The sequence below is a fragment of the Pseudoalteromonas sp. SG41-2 genome (assembly GCF_014164535.1).
GTDB lineage: Bacteria > Pseudomonadota > Gammaproteobacteria > Enterobacterales > Alteromonadaceae > Pseudoalteromonas > Pseudoalteromonas rhizosphaerae.
Genome location: NZ_JACJFK010000043.1, coordinates 1 through 19,943, shown reverse-complemented (window position 1 = coordinate 19,943; position 19,943 = coordinate 1). Strand labels below are relative to the sequence as shown.

The window sequence follows — 19,943 nt, the reverse complement described above, 5'->3', positions numbered from 1 at the left end:
CCTGATCCAAACTTAATTTACCCGGGCGATAAAATTACTATTCCGCCAAAAAAAGAAAAGTTTATACCGCTGCGCGCCAATAGCCTAAATACGTTTGTTGTACAAAACGAAAAAGAATATTTTCGCTTAAAAGTAGCGTATGAAGATGGTGATGACATCACTGGCAAACGTATTGTACTCAACATAGGCAGCCAAACTATCGATACCGTTTTACCGAGCGACGGCCTAGTTGAAGTTGAGCTAAATGAGAACGACACGCTCACCGCTCAGGTTGATTTATATCTCAAGGAAGATCAAAGCTCACCCAGTGAAAGTTTTACCGCACAAGTTGGTCATTTAGACCCCATCGATACACTTTCAGGTGTGCAAGCACGCTGCAATTTATTGGGCTTTGACTGTGGCACAGTTGATGGCGTTAACGGCGCAAAAACTAAAGCCGGTGTGAGGGATTTTCAATACGAGCACGACCTTGAAGTAGATGGAATTGCAGGGAAGAAAACCAAAGCAAAATTACAGCAAGTATTTGGGAGCTAATATGAGTGTTTCACAGTGCATGCCAATGCAAGTTAATAATAGAAATAAAAAGTATATTACAGAGCCAAAAATCACCTTTGCATACCAGTTAAATTTAACTAAATCATCGGCTAAACCAATAAACCCGCTCAATGAGAAAGTTATTCTTGAGCATGTTGAAAGCTGTTGGCGTCAAGAATGCTCTGTAGGTGATCGACGTATTGTAGATACAGATTGGGTTCGGCTCACGTTTAAAAAAATTCCCACCGAAGGTACTTTTAATTTAATACAAGATCCAGATGACGGGGCTGAGCCTTTTTATATCTTTGAACGAGTGCCTTATACACAGTTGAGAGGTCAAACACCGCAAGCAGAATTAATGCCAAGCATTAATATAGATGATGAATGAATTTATTATAAATAACATAGATTTATAAGATAAATCTATTAATAAATTTACACCATATATACTAGGATTACCCATGTCATTAATCTCAGAAAACACAGCCCGTTTTAAACCGCTTTTACACAGCATAACGAATATAAAGGCGTTTAGTAAAAGCGCGCGAAGCAGCGCCATGATATTACTAAGTATTACTACATTGCTATTAACTGGCTGTGGTGGTGACGTTAAAACATCAGAAAAACAAGTTGTTGAAGAGCAACCCAGACGATTTAGTAAAGATAAATTGGCGTATCGCCACACATACCACTCTGAATGGCCTAAAGAGGTGCGCAATGAGGTGTATGGCGATGAAGAAACGTTTTCAGCTCCGCGTATTTTATTTAGAGCTGAGGTTGAGTGGATAGGTATAGAAACGTTGTTTTCAGCGCGCATGGATGGCTCTGACAGGCGTAGGATTATTCCAGAAAGCGTATTTACGGGTAAGAATATGGTCGACGGTCATAAACCGGTGCGCTCTCCTGATAACCGGTATATCGCAATATCAATGTACAACAATGAACTTGGCTATACACGTGAGCTTTGGGATACTAAAACCCAGCAGTTTATTTTAATGAGCGAAGGTTATGGCTATGCCCATTTTAACTGGACTAAAGACAGTGAGAATGTGATTTTTTACGTCAGTGGTAAACATTATAACTATCATGTACCGACTAAAACACTTACTGAGCGACCAATTATTTACTCTAATGGCTTGTATTTATTGCCAGATGGTCAAACTTTTTTAGCACATAAAAAAAATGAGTATTGGTTGCATGATTTTAATGGCGATGTGATAGAGAAGGTTGATTTAGGCTATAACAACCACCTTTCTATGCGTAGTTTTAAGGTATCTCCCTTCGGCGATTATATTTATTTTTTATCAGAAGGTCTTGGGGCGTCGCAAAATTACTGGATTAACTTATCGGACCCCAGTAAGCGCATTATATCACCAAGAAAAGCAGATACTTATTTTTTCTCAGATAAAAAAAATAAAGTGTTAAGTCCCGCATCAAGAGATTCTACGGAGCTAATGGGGAACGGTCGTCCATACCCTGATTATTACTTTATTGAATTGGATTTAATCACTAAGCAAGAAAAAGAAATATTGCTTAAAGAAAGTAATATTTGGGGCATGGGAACTTTGCGTATTTTTGGCGTGTTTAATATCAAGGATGAACAATGACAGAGCAATTTTATACAGGGCTATGTAGTTTCCCTAAAGCGTATTTACTCACTGGCTATGTTAAGAAGGGGGAGCCAATCAGCAAGCTCACCCCGCTGTTTAACCGTGTGGTGGTGGCTGATAGCAATGAAGCCGCACCAATACTGTTAAGCAGTGATGAAGGTGCGGTGCTTGAGGCTGTTGATGACAAACAATTGACGACACGAACCCCGTTTCATGCCCAAAAAACTACCCCGTTCATGCTTCGCATTGCTGCCTCTACGACCAATTTACACCGTACAATCAAGGACTATTGATGTCATTAATCTCAGTAAAAAAATCTACGTTTAAATCGCTTTTAACCACGGGCTTGTTAACTAAGTCATTTTCACACTGCGCAGTAATAATGTTACTAAGTGTCGCTACATTGCAATTAACTGGCTGTGGTGATGACGTTAAACCGCCAGAAAAACAAGTTGTTGAAGAGCAACCCAGTCGATTTAGTAAAGATAAAATGGCGTATCGTCATACGTACCACCCTGAGTGGCCTAAAGAGGTGCGCAATGAGGTATATGGCGATAAAGAAACGTTTTCAACTCCGCGTATTTTATTTAACGCGAAAGTCGAGTGGATGAAAAAGAAAACGCTGTTCTCAGCACGCATGGATGGCTCTGATAGGCGCCGCATTATCCCCGAAGCTGCCTTTGAAGGTAGGGGGCTTATTGGTAGCCACACACCCAAGCGCTCGCCAGATAACCGCTATATAGCCTTGTCCATGGATACAACAGAGCACGGCTTTACCCGCGAGCTGTGGGATACTAAAACCCAACAGTTTATTTTAATGAGCAAAGGCCATGGTTATGCTCATTTTAACTGGACTAAAGACAGTGAAAATGTGATTTTTTACGCCAGTGGTAAACATTATAACTACCACGTACCCACTAAAACACTTACTGAGCGGCCAATTATTTACTCTAATGGCTTGTTTTTATTGCCAGACGGTAAAACTTTTTTAGCCGATAAAAAAAATAAATACTGGTTACATGACTTTAATGGTGACGTGATTGAGAAGGTTGATTTAGGCTTTAACACCCAATTTACGATGCAGTATTTAAAAGTATCCCCTTTCGGCGATTATATTTCTTTTTTATCAGAGGGGCTTGGATACCCTAAATATTACTGGGTTAATTTATCAGACCCCAGTAAGCGCATTACAAAACCTTTCAAAACAGGGGGTTATTTTTTCTCAGATAAAAAAAATAAAGTGTTAAGTAAAGGGTTTAAAGATTCGACTGATTTAATGGGGAATGGTCAGTATTATATAGATGACTTTTTTTATGAATTTGATTTAAATACTCAGCAAACACGAGAAATACCAATTAAAGAAAATGATATATGGGGCATGGGAAATATATATATTTTTGACGTGTTTAATATCAAGGATGAACAATGACAGAGCAATTGAATACTGGGCAATCTAGTTTTCCTAAAGCGTATTTACTCACGGGTTATGTTAATAGAGGCGAGCCAATCAGTAAGCTCACCCCGCTGTTTAACCGTGTGGTGGTGGCTGATAGCGATGGAGCTGCACCAATACTGTTAAGCAGTGATGAAGGCGCCGTGCTTGAGGCTGTTGATTACAAACAGTTGACGACACGAAACCCGTTTCATGCTCATAAAAACCGACCTATTATTGTGCCGCCGGTTGATGCGATAAGCTTGTTAGCGGCAAGCCAAGGTGATAAGTGGTTTGAGGCATTTAAAACTGAACTAGGAAGTTATAAGGGCAAGATTAATACCCTTATTTATCGACAGATTGCAGTTGCAGATTTAAAGCGCCCTGATAGTAAAGATAAAACCTACAGCGACTGGTATAACGAGCACATTATTAAGAGCAAGGTAACCCATATTTATGGTTATGTTATACCTAAAACACGGGCGCTGTTACTCAGTGTAAATCGCTCCATTCCGTTGGCAGGCGGCGATGGTAATGTTGAAATAGTAAAAGGTACTGAAACGCCAATTAAAGGTTTTTTTAATACGGAGGATGAGCTCGGAACTGAAAGTAAAGTTTATAGTGCGGTTATAAATAACAATGATCAAAAATTGAGCGCTGGTTTATATAAAATACGCGTTAAATTAGATTCAAGAACTCTTAGGCCGCTTGGTAACCGTTGGAGCCAAAACGCTCTTAGCTATGATGACAGTGGCACCCCTTATTACGAACTCAGCGAAATGTTGCATTTTGACATTCAAAATGAAGCGGGTGAGTTTGATATTATTAACTGCGACCCAATTTCTGTTGAAGAGTCGCTGATTAAGCAGTTTCCGAGTTATTACACCCACTTAATTAACTTTGCAAAAAACACGGCCTCTGCCCCTGAAGGTTTTGACCCTAATGAGCCAAAAAAAGGCTTGCCTGAATATGGCTCGCCCGATGCCAAAATGCCGAATAGCAAACCCACGGCAATTGCCGGTGGCTTTTTAGATTACTGTACAAACTGGGAATTAACTAAAACCCGTGCCAGCCTTGCTGCGGGCTTTTTAGTTGCCGACATGCAGCAATATGTTGATGCCGATGGCGTACACCATGATAACCGAGGGAAATTTGCCAAGTTAGTTGCTAAAACGCTGCATACCCACTTTCAAACTAACCAGGACCCTGCAGTATCGGCAATGCTTGATGCTACCTTTGCACTTGATAGCGGTGTTGATGCTTGGGTTAAAGTGAGGGAGGCGTTAACTAACCCCAGTGACCTGACAACAAGCGATGCATTAAGCAAATACTTCTTGCCTTTTAGTTTAGCTAACGGTGGTTTAACTGATAATCAGGAACTGCAATTCAATAATACCTTCGGTGATACGTTAGGAGTGCCTGCAAGCGTACTTAACGTATTAGATAAGTCTATTAATACCGTTGATTTAGCTGTAAGTATTTGCGCGTTTAGTGAGGCGACCATATCGTACTTTGGTGAGGCGGAGAACACTTTAAACACCAGTGTTAATCATTATAAAAGAGTAGCTGATGATTATTTTGCCCGTTTAAGCGAGCGCGAAGTAAGCCATGATGTAGTTATTCAAAGCCAGTTTGAACTTGACAGTGACGTTGTGAGTGAGCAGTACCAAAATGAAATAATATCGCGTAGCCAAATTATTGTTGAAGGGCTGCTCGCAAACCCTAATGCAATGGTTGATATTTCAGGGTATACCTGTGATATAGGCGGCTTTGAATATAATAAAAAGTTGTCTTTAAGGCGCGCTGAGGCTGTTAAAACTATTTTGGCTGAGCAGATGATTAGCCGCGGTATGGATGCTAACCAAGTTGAATCTCGCATGCGGGTATATGGGTACGGCATGCTTGAGAACTTGGTTGATAACGACTCAGAAGCCCAACGGGCAATTAACCGGCGGGTAAGCCTTAAAGCTTATATTGTCAGTAACCTTGCTGTCAGTGCCTCTCGTGAGGGGCTGAATAATTTAGAACGTTACCGTAGCTTAAGTGTTGAGAAAAAAATCGCACGCTCAAAAGAGGGCGACAAAGCATTAATGGCCGCGCTTGACACTGCGCTTGCGGTATTAAGTGTAATACCTCATACCGCGCTTGTGGCACGTTCAATTGGGCTTGCTAAAGCGGTGGTAGACGCAGCGCCTGTTGTTACTCGTGGCGTTGCTGCCTTAGCTGATGAAGTAATGACAGATAATATCTGCAAACAATATTTAGCAGTTGATGATAGGCAAAAACAGCAAAGCGAACGAAGTAGCGCCAACCAAGCACTGATGCGTGATTTAGTAACAGAGATGAACAGTAACCACACCATTGCTAATAGCACTTTATGGGCGGCGCAATACAGAGTAAGAGCTGAAGCCATTGCGGGTTTAGTGGGTTTACTACTGAGAGCGCAAGTGTATGCAAGCAACAAAGAAGACTATATCAACAATGCAAAAAAATTAGAGATTCAGGCCTATATTGAAAACTTTTTACTCGGCGATGAGTGGGCGTATCCGCTAATAGATAACGCGGTAATAAAAATGGATACGTTTTGGGTTAACTTAGTTGAAAACGTAAATAAAATGAAAGGCTCTGGTGCAGCTGAGCGGGAATACCAATTAACCTATGGTGTAAACCAAGACTTTAAATTAACCGCCGCGAGTGACCGAAAAATATTATACGACAACCACGTACAAGTAATGGATGAAGAAAGATCAACAGCAAGTTTGATAGGCATGGTTAGCCCTGCGCTTGGGTTTTATATGATGTCTAAAGCGCCAGTGTCTTCCTTACAAGGTTACTTACAAACACAGTATCAAAAGTATTTTCCGATACATACTTTAGGCACTAATGAGCTTGACAACTTTATTGATACTTTTGACCCATTAATGATGCAATACGGTGAAGCAAATTATCATTGTAGTGTGATGTATTACCAAGATGTTAATACTAAAAAATGGCACTTAATGAGTGATTTAGGGGATGAATCAATTACCCCATTTACACCGGTTAGAGTGCTGGTGGTGTTTGATGAAACGATGGCCCATATAGCACCGCTCACATTTGAAGTGAAGCGTATAGATGGCTGGGATGTAACCAGTATTAAGTATTCAGAGCTTGCACGTGCGCTGACCAAAGATGAGCTATTTATTAATCAAGATGGTTTTGATGAATCGCGTTATATAGGTATGGTTGGCTGTGTATTTCAGCCATTTTATCAACTTGGGCCTAAAACGTATTTAGGTATAAAGCCAACCGCTCATTCAGCGGCTTTTTTGTTACCTGGTATTAATAGCGCAGATGATTATGCTGACTCTGGTCGCCTAAATAATATGCGCTATAGAATCAGGTGCCAAGTGGCTAGCACGACAAGTGTAGATTTACCGCTTAAACAAACACCTTCACAAGGCCCCGTTGAGTTTGATGGGGTACTTAGTTTTATTGAAGACGACTTTTTAGTAAGTGTTGATAAAGAAAAACACAGCTCGCTGTTAATTAAAGACTACCTAACAAGCTATGATTCAAGCTTTGCCTACCCTGCGTTATTTGATGGTGAAAAAACCGTTACTATGGCAATTAGAATTGGGGGCGAAGGCGCGCCATTTATCTCATTAGCGAATTTAAACAATGAGTATTTAGAGGGACCTTACAAAAAAACTACTTATGAAGAGCTTTATAAGCGCGAGCTTTGGGCAAGTGCAATAAAAAACAACCTTACCATCACTCGCCACGGTAATAGCCTTAAAATTGAAAAATATGATTGGAATACTGAAATTGAAGTTTTTGTCGTGGTAACCGCCGATAAGTTACTTGAAGATAATTACAGCAAAGACCTGATCAACCTAAACTCCAATACTATTCCGTGTTTTTTGAGTATGGCGGGTATTTCGTCAAGTTGGCTTAAAGACAGTGAGTTGCAAGGGCCTACTTATCCCAGTAATTTAATTAATATTGGTGAAATTGAACGTTCTTTAACAGGTGGTTTTGATAAAGATAAAATACGTGATAACCAATATAAACTAACAAGACGACGCAACGTAAAGGGGCAGTCTCAACTTCGCGATTTTATTTCATTTTTAAGAAGTGATTCTCAAGAGCAAGAGCAAGAGGTACTCTCGTTGTTTAATTGGCATAACAAAAAAGCTGAGTTAGACAAGCAAGGCCAAACTGAGAAAAAGCATTTGTATGTCGCACGTTTTAAACTGGATTATAAGACCCCCAAAGGCAATACCGTAAAAGGTATTCGCCCTTTTGGTAAAGTGGATATAAACGCTAATGGCTCGGTTGATGAATCACCTAAACTATGTTTTAAAGAGTTTAGAACGGCTGGTAATTCAGGTATACACGTTGCCGACTTTAGCACTGTTGATGGCTTGTTATTCGATGATACATACAGTCACGGCTTTGCCCTAGAGGTGGACTTACCGAAATCAGTAATCAATAACGCGCCATGGTCTAAAGCAATGAATAGTAAACGCTATAACAAACTCGAACCGCACTTAAACGATCACCAAAAAGGTTTTTATCATTCAAATGAGATGACGGCTGATGAGGTTAAGGAATGGTTTGAGTTACATTCGAAAAGTTTAGATGAAGTCAGTATCGAGGCGATTAATATTCGTAAATTAAGCGATTAAACATTGCGTAAATAAAGAGCTCATTGATATGGGCTTTTTTATTTAGGTTTTTATAAAAGGATTTTTAAGGTGTTTTTTAACAAGGGCTATACGGTATCCGTATTTGTGTTTATAGCTTTATTAACCGGTTGCTCAGAGCCGTCTTCACAAGGCTCACCACAAGTAGAGGTTGATGTTGCTAAATACCCATGGGCTAAAGAGCATAAAAACCACCCTGAGTGGCCGATGGAAATACGTGAAGAGGTGTCTGGCGATGCAGATACCTTCTCAACCCCGCGGTTAATGTTTTGGAATAAATACAAATACAGTGAGGTACGCACGCTGTGGTCATCTCGTTTAGATGGCTCTGACAGGCGTCGCATAATTCCTGAAGAAATTTTTACCCAGTTGGAACCTGCGGGATTGCATCCACCAGCTCGCTCACCAGATAACCGTTATATCGCTATTTCGGGTTATATAAATGACCGAGCGACGCGCCAGCTGTACGACACTAAAGAGAAAAAGCTAATCACCATGTCAGGCGGTGGCGGCTACCCGTGGTTTAATTGGACCTCAGACAGTAAAAACGTCATTTTTTACTCAGATGGCAAAAACTTTAATTACCATATACCAACAGGGGAGCTAACCCCACGGCCTCAAATTCACCACAGCGGCGCTGCTTTTTTACTGCCTGGTGATAAAGAGTTTTTAGCAGTAAAGCACGATGGCTTTTGGATACATAAATTTAATGGCGAAATAGTGCGTAAAGTTAATTTTGGTTTTCCGAAAGCGTGGGAGATGAAAAACCACCGTATTTCACCGGATGGAAAATATTTAGCGTTTATGACTCATGGCAGAAAAGACTTCCATTTTCACTGGGTGAATATTGCCAACCCTGAGGTTAAGCATTCAGAAATAGGGGAAGGTAATGGCGTTATTTTTTCTCCAGAAGAGGATTATCAGTTGGAGTTTGTAGCAAAATTTTCAAAAGAGCGTGGTAAAAATGGTTTCTATCCTTCAAAGCGTATCATAAGAACAAAGAATATAGTGACCGGTGAGCAAGCTGAGGCGATAGTAAAAGAAAATGGTATTTGGGGTCTTGATACATTAGGTCCAATAGCAGTTACAAACTTAGCAGTACAAGGACGATAATAATGCATAAAATGCATGATATGAGCAAAGGAAGTGCCAGCCCAATAGTGTATTTATTAACTGGTTATGTTGAAAACAATAAACCGGTTGGTAAATTAACCCCGGTAGCAAACCGAATCGTGGTGGCCGAGCAGCCTGAGTCAGCCACTTACGATACAAAAAAGCCTATTGTATTAAAAACAAATAGCGCGGGTATTTTATCAACAATAAATAGTGACTCATTAGACGTACGCCAGCCATTTCATTCATACACTGCTATTAATCAACGACCTATTATTATTCCGCCAATGGAGTCTATAGGGCTTATTGCAAATAATAACCCTAGTGGCTGGACTGCAGAGTTTGTTGATAATTTAAAAAATTACAGTAGCTCAAATACGCCGTTTATTTATCAGTAATTTAACACTCTCGATTGAAGTGACAGAAATAGTAGAAGAGTAAGTGCAAGCACAAGCACTTTGACGCAATAACACAAGTTTTAATGAATGCACTTATTTATATTACCTCGTAAATAAGTGCATGTAGTAAAAGGATAGTTTTTGATGTTTTTTAAAAAATACAGCATGTTTTGCGTGCTCTCTCTTTGTGCCAGCTTGGTACTAGGCGGTTGCTCAGAGCCATCATCGCAAAGTTCACCACAAGTAGAGGTTGATGTTGCTAAATACCCATGGGCTAAAGAGCATAAAAACCACCCAGAGTGGCCAATGGACATTCGTGAAGAGGTGTATGGCGATGCAGATACCTTCTCAACCCCGCGGTTAATGTTTTGGAATAAATATAAATACAGTGAGGTACGCACGCTGTGGTCATCAAAACTCGATGGCTCAGACAGACGCCGTATTATTCCAGAGGAAATATTTACCCAACTGGAACCTGCGGGATTGCATCCGCCAGCTCGCTCACCAGATAACCGTTATATCGCTATTTCGGGTTATATAAATGACCGAGCGACGCGCCAGCTGTACGACACTAAAGAGCAAAAGCTAATCACCATGTCAGGTGGGGGTGGCTACCCGTGGTTTAATTGGACCTCAGACAGTGAAAACGTCATTTTTTACTCAGATGGCAAAAACTTTAATTACAATGTTCCAACAGGCGAATTAACCCCACGACCACAAATTCACCACAGTGGCGCTGCTTTTTTACTGCCCGGCGATAAAGAGTTTTTAGCAGTAAAGCACGATGGCTTTTGGATACATAAATTTAATGGCGAAATAGTGCGTAAAGTTAATTTTGGTTTTCCGAAAGCGTGGGAGATGAAAAACCACCGTATTTCACCGGATGGAAAATATTTAGCGTTTATGACTCATGGCAGAAAAGACTTCCATTTTCACTGGGTGAATATTGCAAACCCTGAAATAGAGCATTCAGAGAAAGGAACAGGTGGTGGAGTTATTTTTTCTCCAGAGGAAGATTATCAATTAGAGTATACAATAAAGCACTCGCAAGAACGTGATGAAAATGGGTTTTATCTTTCAGAGCGTGTCATCAGAACAAAAAACATACTAACAGGTGTGCAAACTGAAGGGTTAGTTAAAGAAAAAGGAATCTGGGGCATGAGAACTTTAGTCCCTGTAGCAATTACTAACTTAGCAGCACAAGGACAATAAAATGCATGACATGAGCAAAGGATCTGCAAGCCCATTGGTTTATTTACTAACTGGATATGTTGAAAACAATAAACCGGTTGGTAAATTAACCTCGGTAGCAAATCGAATTATTGTTGCTGAACAGCCTAAATCAGCCACTTATGATACAAAAAAGCCTATTGTATTAAAAACAAATAGTGCTGGTATTTTATCGACAATAAATAGTGACTCATTAGACGTACGTCAGCCGTTTCATGCCTACACGGATAATAATCAACGTCCTATTATTATTCCGCCAATGGAATCCATTGGCCTCATTGCCAATAATAACCCTAGTGGCTGGACTGCAGAGTTTGTTGATAATTTAAAAAATTACAGTAGCTCAAAGACACCGCCGACTTATCAGTAATTTAACACTCTCGATTGAGGTGGCAGAAATAGTAGAAGAATAAGTGCAAGCACTTTAACTCAATGACATAAGTTTTAATGAATGCACTTATTTATATTACCTCTTAAATAAGTGCATGTAGTAAAAGGATAATTTTAATGACGTTTTTAAAAAATAACAGCATGCTTTGCGCCCTCAGCCTTTGTTTTAGCTTATTGCTAAGCGGTTGCTCAGAGCCCTCATCGCAAAGTTCACCACAAGTAGAAGTTGACGTTGCTAAATACCCATGGGCTAAAGAGCATCAAAACCACCCTGAGTGGCCGATGGACATTCGTGAAGAGGTGTATGGCGATGCAGATACCTTCTCAACCCCGCGGTTAATGTTTTGGAATAAATATAAATACAGCGAGGTTTATACGCTTTGGTCATCAAGGTTAGATGGCTCAGACCGGCGCCGTATTATTCCAGAAGAAATTTTTACCCAAATGGAGCCTGCGGGATTGCATCCACCAGCACGCTCACCAGATAACCGTTATATTGCTATTTCGGGTTACATAAATGACCGAGCCACGCGTCAGTTATACGACACTAAAGAGCAAAAGCTAATCACCATGTCAGGTGGGGGTGGCTACCCGTGGTTTAATTGGACGTCAGACAGTGAAAACGTCATTTTTTACTCAGATGGCAAAAACTTTAATTACAATGTTCCAACAGGCGAGTTAACCCCACGACCACAAATTCACCACAGTGGCGCTGCTTTTTTACTTCCCGGCGATAAAGAGTTTTTAGCCATAAAGCGCGATGGCTTTTGGATACATAAATTTAATGGCGAAATAGTGCGTAAAGTGAATTTTGGTTTTCCACGTGAATGGAGAATGAAAAACCACCGTATTTCACCGGATGGAAAATATTTAGCGTTTATGACCCACGCTAGACCGAAAGCCCACTTTCACTGGGTAAATATTGCCAACCCTGAAATAGAGCATTCAGAGAAAGGAACAGGTGGTGGAGTTATATTTTCATTAGATGAAGATGTTACTCTTAAATTTGGTTATAACGACTTTAAAGAGCCAGCTAGTCGAGATGAAATACCTGACATATATAGCATTATTACTAAAACGAATATTTTAACAGGTGAGCAAAAAATCACACGAGTAAAGGAAATGGGTATTTGGGGTCTTGATACATTAGTTCCAATAGCAATTACAAACGTAGCAGCACAAGGACGATAAAGATGCATAAAATGAGCAAAGGAAGTGCCAGCCCAATAGTGTATTTATTAACTGGTTATGTTGAAAGCAACACACCCGTGAGTAAATTAACGCCAGTAGCAAATCGGTTTGTGGTGGCTGAACAGCCTAAGTCAGCCAAATATGATACAAAAAAGCCTGTTATATTAAAAACAAATAGCGCCGGTATTTTATCGACAATAAACAGTGAGTCGTTAGAGGTACGCCAGCCGTTTCATGCATACACTGCTATTAATCAACGACCTATTATTATTCCGCCAATGGAATCCATTGGCCTCATTGCCAATAATAACCCTAGAGGATGGGCTAAAGAATTTGTTGATAATTTAAAAAATTACAGTAGCTCAAATACACCGTTATTAGAGTTACAAACAGTCCCCATTACGAATTTAAAACAGCCTACAGAAAATAGCGAAGACGACACGTACAATAAGTGGTATGAAAGAGAAATAACTCAAAAAAACGTAAAAAGTATTCAAGCGTATGTATTGGCAAAAACGAGGGCAATAATTTTAAGTATAAATCCAAATATACCACTTCTTTCTTCGGATGAAGAGATTGTTTTGTCACCGCCTGTAGGTGAAGATTTATTTGCTACTTTCGACCGCGAAACTAAATTAGCGGTGATATCAGGTACTAACAAGATACTACCTAAAGGGTTGTATAGAGTAAAAATAAGGCTTGATGGTGTTAAATATGTTGCCCAAAGGTCGCAATGGTGCTCTAAGTCGCTTGTTAAGGAGGGAGCTAATTATTACTACGAGCTCGCCGAAATGGTGCGCTTTGATATAAAAAATGAAGCGGGTGAGTTTGATGTAATTAATTGCGATCCGCTTTCGGTGGAAGAGGCAATAATAAAGCAATTCCCGCGCTTTTATAGCCATTTAATTAGTTATGCTAAAGATTTAAAAACCGAGCATGCCACGTACGACCCTAAAAATATTAGTGTTAAAGATGAAAGCGGTAAAGAGGTTGGCCGCGCTAAAGTGAGCGATGAACCAATAAAAATAGCTAGCGGCTATGAAAGCTTTTGTCATGGTTGGGCGGTGGCAAAAGGCCGCGCACAACTCGCTGCAGGTTTAATAAATACCGACATAACCGCCAGTGCCAGTAACGGCAATTTTACCACTAATGGTAAATTTGTGTTAGGCAGTAAAATTGCCAAGGCAATTCATACCCATTTAAATAAAACAGCAGATAAAACCATTCAAGCCACCCTTGATTCTGTATTTGCGATGCAAGAAGGGCAAGATGCTTGGAAAAAGCTACGTGAAGCTCGCGCAGCCTTTACAACCGAGGGGTGGAGGCAAGTACTTGCAGAAAATTTGTGGCGCTTACCAGCGAACACACCAGCTGCAATGGAAAGTTATAACAATAGTTTAGGTAAAAAGCTTGGCATTCCTAAGGTGGCAATGGATGCAACAGGCAATGCGCTCAATATAGCTGACTTAACCATAAACATTGCAGCGCTTGGGCAAACGACGTTGCAGCAATTTGGTACAAATATCCCTAATTTAATGCAATCTAAGCAGCATTATAAAACGGTTGCTAACGATTACTTTGAGCATTTAAGTGCTAAAGAAATAGTAAAAGACGTGGTAATTAAAGCACAGTTTACACTTAATAGTGAGCAGGTAACCGATGAATACCGTGATGCTATTTTGCAGCAAAGTGAAGCGGTTTTAAAAGCGTTTGAGCTCAACGAATCGCTTAAAATTATAGTGGCAGGCCATACCTGCGATCTGGGTCATTACGATTATAATATGGCACTATCTGAGCGACGAGCCGATGCTGTTAAAAATATTTTAGTAACTCAAGCTGGTATTGATGAGGCGCGTATTGAAGTGCAAGGGCTGGGTTATACTCAGCCACTTGTAAATAATAAAGATGAAGCCAGCCGAGCGCAAAACCGCCGTGTACACATTGCCGCTTATGCTATTAGCCAGCTCTCGGTTTGCCCATCACGCGAAGGTATGGATAGCTTAGAGCGCTTTCGTAATTTAACCGTGGTTAACGACATAAAAGTAGGTGAAACTGCCGATGAAATGGCGTGGCAAATGATCAACATTGCTTTGGGTGTGATGGCATTTATTCCGATAACTGCGCCCATTGCGGCGGCGGTCGCAGTAATAAAAGCGGGTAGTGCTATAGCTACGTCGGCTGCGAATTTAATGGATGAAGTGCTGCTCGATAACGCCTGTAAAAAGTATTATGCGGAAATTCAAAGAGATAAACGCCTAGGTCAAGAATGCGCGGCTAACCAAGGGATGATGCATGAGCTGCTTAATGAATTTAAAGGCAGCGAAAGTACACCGCAAAGTACGCAGTGGGCTGCGCAATTTAGACTGCGCTCAGAGGCAATATCGGGCCTGATGGGCTTGTTATTAAGGGCGCAGCGTGAAGGTGATAAAAGCCAGTATTATTCAAACTTAGAGCGCTATAAAGTAAAACAGTACATAGAAAACTTTTTATTAGGTGATAGTTGGGCACTGCCTAATTTGCCCGGTGCATCAATTCGTATGGATACGTTTTGGGTGTTTTTAATTGATGGCATTACCGCACAACAAAGTAATGATACTGATAATAAAGCGCTTTATGGTTTTAGCGATAATTATAGCCTGTTAACTAAAGCCGCACGTAAAGCTGTGGTAGAAGATCCTCAAAATGCACTTTATGTGCACTCGCAGTCTAACCCGTATGGCTTTTATATGATGACGGTGCCAACACTCGCGCGTGAACATAACTATATTACCGCTGAATTTCAAAACTACTTTCCTATTCATACCTTTGGCACCCAAGAAAAAGAAGGCAGTAAATACTTAGAAAGCTTTGCAAACACCTTTGAGCCGGTATTTTCTGACTATGGTGAGGCGAGTTATCACCACAGCGCCCTATATTATCAAGACCCAACGTCAAAAAAATGGTTGCCAATTATTGCCAACAAACAAAAGCGCTTAACGCCATTTACACCTATCCGTGTTTTAGTGGTGTTTAACGATACGATGACCGGTATTGCCCCTATTACCTTGAAAGTAACACGCTGTGATGGGAAAAATAACGAGCTTGCTTATAAAGAGCTCGTAAGGCCGCTTGTAGAGTCTGAGCTATTAGAGAGCGAAAAGCACTTTGCTGGAAAGTTTGGCTGTGTATTTACGCCGTTTTTTCAGTTAGGGCCAAAAACTTACTTAGGCACTAAACCTATGGTTCATGAAGCGGCTTTTTACCCATTTATGCATGACTCTGCATTTGAATATTATCAAGATGACAATTTTTCTGACATGCGTTATTTCATTGGTGCGCAGGTTGGCAGTAGTCGTGAAGCTGTATTGCCGTTAATGGGGGAACGTAAAGATAATAGTGATGAGATGATTTTTGAGTCTGATACTGCTGAGGCTCTTGATGCCCTTGGTTTAAAAAATAGATATGTGGCGAATGAGTTTTATGTTGATTTAAATACAAAGCGTAATGGTGGTAATGAAGAGTCACTATTAATAAAAGACTTTTTAACCAGTAATAGCTCAAGCTTTGTATACCCAGAGCTTTTTGCGGGGGAAAAAAGCATTAGAATTTTGGTGCGCTTTGGCGGTGAAGGAAAGCCTTATTTAATGACCAGTAAAATACAAAGGCAAGGGCGCTCAATCCGTTTATTTGAGAGTGAATTTGCTGCCGCACAAAGTTTAGGGTTTAAAGTACGCCAGTTTGGCGATGACATAATATTTGATGACTTTGATTGGAATACCCAAGTCGATATTATGGTTGTAGCCACCTGTACAGAGCTAGAGTCTGATAACTATACAAAAAAACTCATTGGTTTAGATTGGCGTAGTGTGCCATGTGATTTAATACTGCAGCAGACTATTGGTATTAATGATAACGGCCCGAAGTATAAGTCAAAACTGTGCTATTTAGGTAAAGCAACACGTAATGCAAATAAAGGTTACAAAACAGAGCGTATTTTAAATAAAATGGTGGATACGTGGCATGACGATGACTATCAATTTGAGGATATGTGGGATGACAACCAGTGTAAAATTGATGAGCAGGTAGGCCCAGAGTATGAAGAGTTAATTGAACTATTGAATAACGCAGGCCCTTATAACGAGAAAGGTAAACAGGCTCGAGCGCTTTTGAATTGGCATAATAAAGACGCTAAAGCATTTGCCGGTGAAGAGCAGGTTTTTGTTTTTGCCGCTAATTTTAGCTTAAATTATGAATCGCCAAAGCGAGTTTTTATTAAAGGTTTAAGGCCTTTTGGAGACATATTTACAAGCCAATTTAGTGATATATTTACTGACAAAGAAGAGCAGCAATATACGATGGAGCTAGGTGTTGCTAACTTTAACTCTGCGGGTAATTCGGGCTTTAATTTTAATGATATCGGCTCAATGACTGATAAAACCAGCAACCATGGTTTGCAGTTAAAGTTACCATTGCCTAACCCTACAAATAGCGATTTGCCTTGGGGTAAAACATTACCTGAAGCTGATTTAAAAGAGTTAGCCGCAAAGCTAAATAGCGACCATTCAACCCCATCACAAAAAGACCTATATAAGCGCTTGTCAGAGGAAGGGTTGACTGAAGATGAAGTGAAACAGTGGTTTGTTGAAGATGCGACAAAGAAAAAAGTAAGGCCGTTAGGGGCTTTTAAAGAGTAAATTAACTTCTTAGTACTTACGGGGCTGTAACCAAGCACTCTTTGTGAACAGCCCTTTTACCTAAGCTTACTTCACCTTTTAAAATATCAGCATATTATGGCATTAATTAAACCAATTTACCCAGTACCATTATTTAATAAGATAAAAGCGTTGTTGGCATTTAAGTTACCTAGCTCAGAGATGCCACCACCGCCGATCACCTATGTTGATGATAATGTCTGTAAGCTCAGTAACAACTCAATAAAAGCGCGTAATATGGGCATTATCCCTATGTTATTCATGGTGTCATTTATTGCGTTTTACCAGATAGCTGGTTTTTATTCAATGTGGAAGTCAACAGAACAAAATATTCAAGAGGATGTTGAATATTATAAAAAAAATATGGGGAAAATTACTTTTTATCACCAAGTGTTCACCCTTTGGATAAAAAGAACTACGAAAGGCTCGATGATGAAGGCAAGATGTCATTAAGCCGATACATGTACTATCGTTACAATGAAACAGCTGAATCTGCCCGTACTTTTAGGCTCAAACAAGATATTTTCTTGTCAATCTTTATTATACTGACGCTTCCTCCTTTATTGTATTTTTTAATCTTTTTTAAACGCCAAGCGCCGATGGTGTTTGACCGTAATCGGCAAATTGTTTATCACTGGTATAAGGGCAACGTTCGCGCCCAGCATTTTAAAGACCTACGAATACATGAAGACTCACAAATGATGCGTATTCAGACGCGCAGCCTTGGTAAGCGCGGTGATATGCGTTGGGCTAATTTTATGGTGCAACCGCGCCATAATCCTTATTACAACGGCAAAGATGCGTACGAGCCAGTATTGGCGTTTATTTGTCAATTTATGGAATATGGCCGCGAGCATGTAATGCCACAGCATGAACAGTGGCAAACCGATGACAAACCCTTTGCATTTTTTGATGATGAAAAGCCAAAAGACTTTGAGCAGCAGCTAAATGCGGTGTTAACACATTTGTCAGAGAACGATACAGATATCCCGCTTGATAAAGACAATTTACCCATTCCTCCAGTGTGAATACGGTTAAGTAAAAAACAATGGCTTTGATTAAACACCATTACCCAATACCTTTAGCAAATAAGTTGAAAGCACTACTTAGCTTTCAACTCACTAAAGAGGCACCGCCGCCAACACCGATAGTGTATGTAGATGAACATATTTGTAAGCTTAGTAATAATTCAATGAAAGCCCGTAATATGGGGCTGATCCCATTGTTATTAATTGTGTTATTTACTGCATGTTTAAATGCTAATAATATATTAAAAAGCTGGAGTGCAAGAGAGAGAGCAACTATTGATAGTATTGAATTATATAAAAAAAAGTATGGAGAGAATTATTTTAGTAGTACAGAAGTAAACCCAATACACTTAAAGTGGTATAAATTGCTAGATGAAAGTGGTGAGTTGACGTTTAAAAGCTACTTGTATGCTCGTCACAGTAATAAACATACAGCTTATGGAAGTTATTTTTACAAAAAAGACATTTCATTTTTAGTTTTTTACGCTATTACTATTCCACTTTTGTTGTTTTTTATTATTCGTTTTAAGCGTCAAGCACCGATGGTGTTTGATCGTGATAAACAAATTGTTTACCTCTGGTACAAAGGCAAAGTACGCGCCCAGCACTTTAAAGATTTACGGGTTTATGAAGACTTTCAAATGATGCGTATTCAGACCCGCGGTTTTGATAAACACAACAACATGCAATGGGCTAATTTTATGGTGCAACCTCGCCATAACCCTTATTACAACGGCAAAGATGCGTACGAGCCAGTATTGGCATTTATATGTCAATTTATGGAATATGGCCGCGAGCATGTAATGCCACAGCATGAACAGTGGCAAACCGATGACAAACCCTTTGCATTTTTTGATGATGAAAAACCAAAAGACTTTGAGCAGCAGCTTCATGCGATATTAACGCATTTGTCAGAGAATGATACAGATATCCCGCTTGATAAAGACAACTTGCCTACTCCTCCAGCATGAATACGGTTAAGTAAAAAACAATGCCTTTGATTAAACACCATTATCCAATACCTTTAGTAAATAAGCTGAAAGCACTACTTAGCTTTCAACTCACTAAAGAGGCACCGCCACCAACACCGATAGTGTATGTAGATAAGCACCTTTGTAAGCTTAGTAATAATTCTATGAAAGCCCGTAATATGGGACTGATCCCACTATTATTAATGATTTTATTTACTGTATATTTGAATGTTGATGATTTATGTGGTTCATGGCAAGCAAGAGAAGAAACTATACAACGAAGAGTAGATTCAGATATACAGAAACATGGTGAAAACTATTTCTTATCTCCAGAAGTTCGCCCAATAGATAAGCAATCTTATGATTTATTAGATGAAGAAGGTGAATTAACCTTGAAAAGCTACTTGTATGCTCGTCACAGTAATAAACATACAGCTTATGGAAGTTATTTTTACAAAAAAGACATTTCATTTTTAGTTTTTTACGTTATTACCATTCCACTTTTGTTGTTCTTTATTATTCGCTTTAAGCGACAAGCGCCAATGGTGTTTGATCGTGATAAACAAATTGTCTACCTCTGGTACAAAGGCAAGGTACGCGCCCAGCACTTTCAAGATTTACGGGTTTATGAAGACTTTCAAATGATGCGTATCCAGACACGTGGTTT

At 39.8% G+C, this 19,943-nt stretch carries 16 protein-coding genes; all 16 read left to right on the top strand.

Annotation, left to right across the window (positions count from 1 at the left end):
• A partial coding sequence (locus H5186_RS21290; protein WP_259400390.1) for a peptidoglycan-binding protein occupies window positions 1-534 on the top strand: 534 nt, incomplete at its 5' end.
• Window position 535: 1 nt separating this feature from the next.
• Window positions 536-922: a hypothetical protein gene (locus tag H5186_RS21285; RefSeq protein ID WP_182794933.1), complete on the top strand. Its 387-nt coding sequence runs from the start codon at window positions 536-538 to the stop codon at window positions 920-922.
• Window positions 923-995: 73 nt separating this feature from the next.
• Window positions 996-2,141 carry a hypothetical protein gene (locus tag H5186_RS21280; RefSeq protein WP_182794932.1) on the top strand — a complete coding sequence of 382 codons (1,146 nt, stop codon included), beginning with the start codon at window positions 996-998 and terminating at the stop codon, window positions 2,139-2,141.
• Complete coding sequence (locus H5186_RS21275) at window positions 2,138-2,437, top strand: hypothetical protein (protein WP_182794931.1); 300 nt, start codon at window positions 2,138-2,140, stop codon at window positions 2,435-2,437. Before H5186_RS21280 ends, H5186_RS21275 begins: the two co-directional genes overlap by 4 nt.
• A complete protein-coding gene (locus H5186_RS21270) occupies window positions 2,437-3,573 on the top strand; it encodes a hypothetical protein (protein WP_182794930.1) in 1,137 nt (378 codons plus the stop codon). The genes H5186_RS21275 and H5186_RS21270 overlap by 1 nt, the downstream gene beginning before the upstream one ends.
• Window positions 3,570-8,246 (top strand): OmpA family protein, encoded by a 4,677-nt coding sequence (locus H5186_RS21265; protein WP_182794929.1) that lies wholly within the window; start codon window positions 3,570-3,572, stop codon window positions 8,244-8,246. The genes H5186_RS21270 and H5186_RS21265 overlap by 4 nt, the downstream gene beginning before the upstream one ends.
• A 69-nt stretch (window positions 8,247-8,315) precedes the next feature.
• Window positions 8,316-9,377: a PD40 domain-containing protein gene (locus tag H5186_RS21260; protein ID WP_182794928.1), complete on the top strand. Its 1,062-nt coding sequence runs from the start codon at window positions 8,316-8,318 to the stop codon at window positions 9,375-9,377.
• 2 nt (window positions 9,378-9,379) lie between these two features.
• Window positions 9,380-9,775, top strand: a complete 396-nt coding sequence (locus tag H5186_RS21255; RefSeq protein WP_182794927.1) for a hypothetical protein — start codon at window positions 9,380-9,382, stop codon at window positions 9,773-9,775.
• Between the two features lie 144 nt (window positions 9,776-9,919).
• Entirely contained in the window at window positions 9,920-10,987 is a 1,068-nt protein-coding gene (locus H5186_RS21250; protein ID WP_404936446.1) for a hypothetical protein, read from the top strand.
• A 1-nt stretch (window position 10,988) separates the two neighbouring features.
• Entirely contained in the window at window positions 10,989-11,375 is a 387-nt protein-coding gene (locus tag H5186_RS21245; RefSeq protein ID WP_182794925.1) for a hypothetical protein, read from the top strand.
• A gap of 137 nt (window positions 11,376-11,512) precedes the next feature.
• Window positions 11,513-12,586, top strand: a complete 1,074-nt coding sequence (locus H5186_RS21240) for a hypothetical protein (RefSeq protein ID WP_182794924.1) — start codon at window positions 11,513-11,515, stop codon at window positions 12,584-12,586.
• A gap of 2 nt (window positions 12,587-12,588) precedes the next feature.
• The gene (locus tag H5186_RS21235; RefSeq protein ID WP_182794923.1) at window positions 12,589-17,259 is read left to right on the top strand and encodes an OmpA family protein; all 4,671 of its coding nucleotides are present in this window, start codon (window positions 12,589-12,591) and stop codon (window positions 17,257-17,259) included.
• Between the two features lie 96 nt (window positions 17,260-17,355).
• Window positions 17,356-17,730 carry a hypothetical protein gene (locus H5186_RS21230; RefSeq protein WP_182794922.1) on the top strand — a complete coding sequence of 125 codons (375 nt, stop codon included), beginning with the start codon at window positions 17,356-17,358 and terminating at the stop codon, window positions 17,728-17,730.
• Window positions 17,721-18,305 carry a hypothetical protein gene (locus H5186_RS21225; protein ID WP_182794921.1) on the top strand — a complete coding sequence of 195 codons (585 nt, stop codon included), beginning with the start codon at window positions 17,721-17,723 and terminating at the stop codon, window positions 18,303-18,305. The genes H5186_RS21230 and H5186_RS21225 overlap by 10 nt, the downstream gene beginning before the upstream one ends.
• Before the next feature lie 20 nt (window positions 18,306-18,325).
• Window positions 18,326-19,276 carry a hypothetical protein gene (locus H5186_RS21220; RefSeq protein ID WP_182794920.1) on the top strand — a complete coding sequence of 317 codons (951 nt, stop codon included), beginning with the start codon at window positions 18,326-18,328 and terminating at the stop codon, window positions 19,274-19,276.
• Window positions 19,277-19,296: 20 nt separating this feature from the next.
• Window positions 19,297-19,943, top strand: a 647-nt coding sequence (locus H5186_RS21215) for a hypothetical protein (RefSeq protein ID WP_182794919.1), incomplete at its 3' end; no start/stop codon positions are given.

Excerpts from the sequence above, each read along its gene's own strand:
- H5186_RS21285 (WP_182794933.1), top strand. The coding sequence starts at position 536 with ATGAGTGTTTCACAGTGCATGCCAATGCAAGTTAATAATAGAAATAAA.
- H5186_RS21280 (WP_182794932.1), top strand. The coding sequence starts at position 996 with ATGTCATTAATCTCAGAAAACACAGCCCGTTTTAAACCGCTTTTACAC.
- H5186_RS21275 (WP_182794931.1), top strand. The coding sequence starts at position 2,138 with ATGACAGAGCAATTTTATACAGGGCTATGTAGTTTCCCTAAAGCGTAT.
- H5186_RS21270 (WP_182794930.1), top strand. The coding sequence starts at position 2,437 with ATGTCATTAATCTCAGTAAAAAAATCTACGTTTAAATCGCTTTTAACC.
- H5186_RS21265 (WP_182794929.1), top strand. The coding sequence starts at position 3,570 with ATGACAGAGCAATTGAATACTGGGCAATCTAGTTTTCCTAAAGCGTAT.
- H5186_RS21255 (WP_182794927.1), top strand. The coding sequence starts at position 9,380 with ATGCATAAAATGCATGATATGAGCAAAGGAAGTGCCAGCCCAATAGTG.
- H5186_RS21250 (WP_404936446.1), top strand. The coding sequence starts at position 9,920 with ATGTTTTTTAAAAAATACAGCATGTTTTGCGTGCTCTCTCTTTGTGCC.
- H5186_RS21245 (WP_182794925.1), top strand. The coding sequence starts at position 10,989 with ATGCATGACATGAGCAAAGGATCTGCAAGCCCATTGGTTTATTTACTA.
- H5186_RS21240 (WP_182794924.1), top strand. The coding sequence starts at position 11,513 with ATGACGTTTTTAAAAAATAACAGCATGCTTTGCGCCCTCAGCCTTTGT.
- H5186_RS21235 (WP_182794923.1), top strand. The coding sequence starts at position 12,589 with ATGCATAAAATGAGCAAAGGAAGTGCCAGCCCAATAGTGTATTTATTA.
- H5186_RS21230 (WP_182794922.1), top strand. The coding sequence starts at position 17,356 with ATGGCATTAATTAAACCAATTTACCCAGTACCATTATTTAATAAGATA.
- H5186_RS21225 (WP_182794921.1), top strand. The coding sequence starts at position 17,721 with ATGTCATTAAGCCGATACATGTACTATCGTTACAATGAAACAGCTGAA.
- H5186_RS21220 (WP_182794920.1), top strand. The coding sequence starts at position 18,326 with ATGGCTTTGATTAAACACCATTACCCAATACCTTTAGCAAATAAGTTG.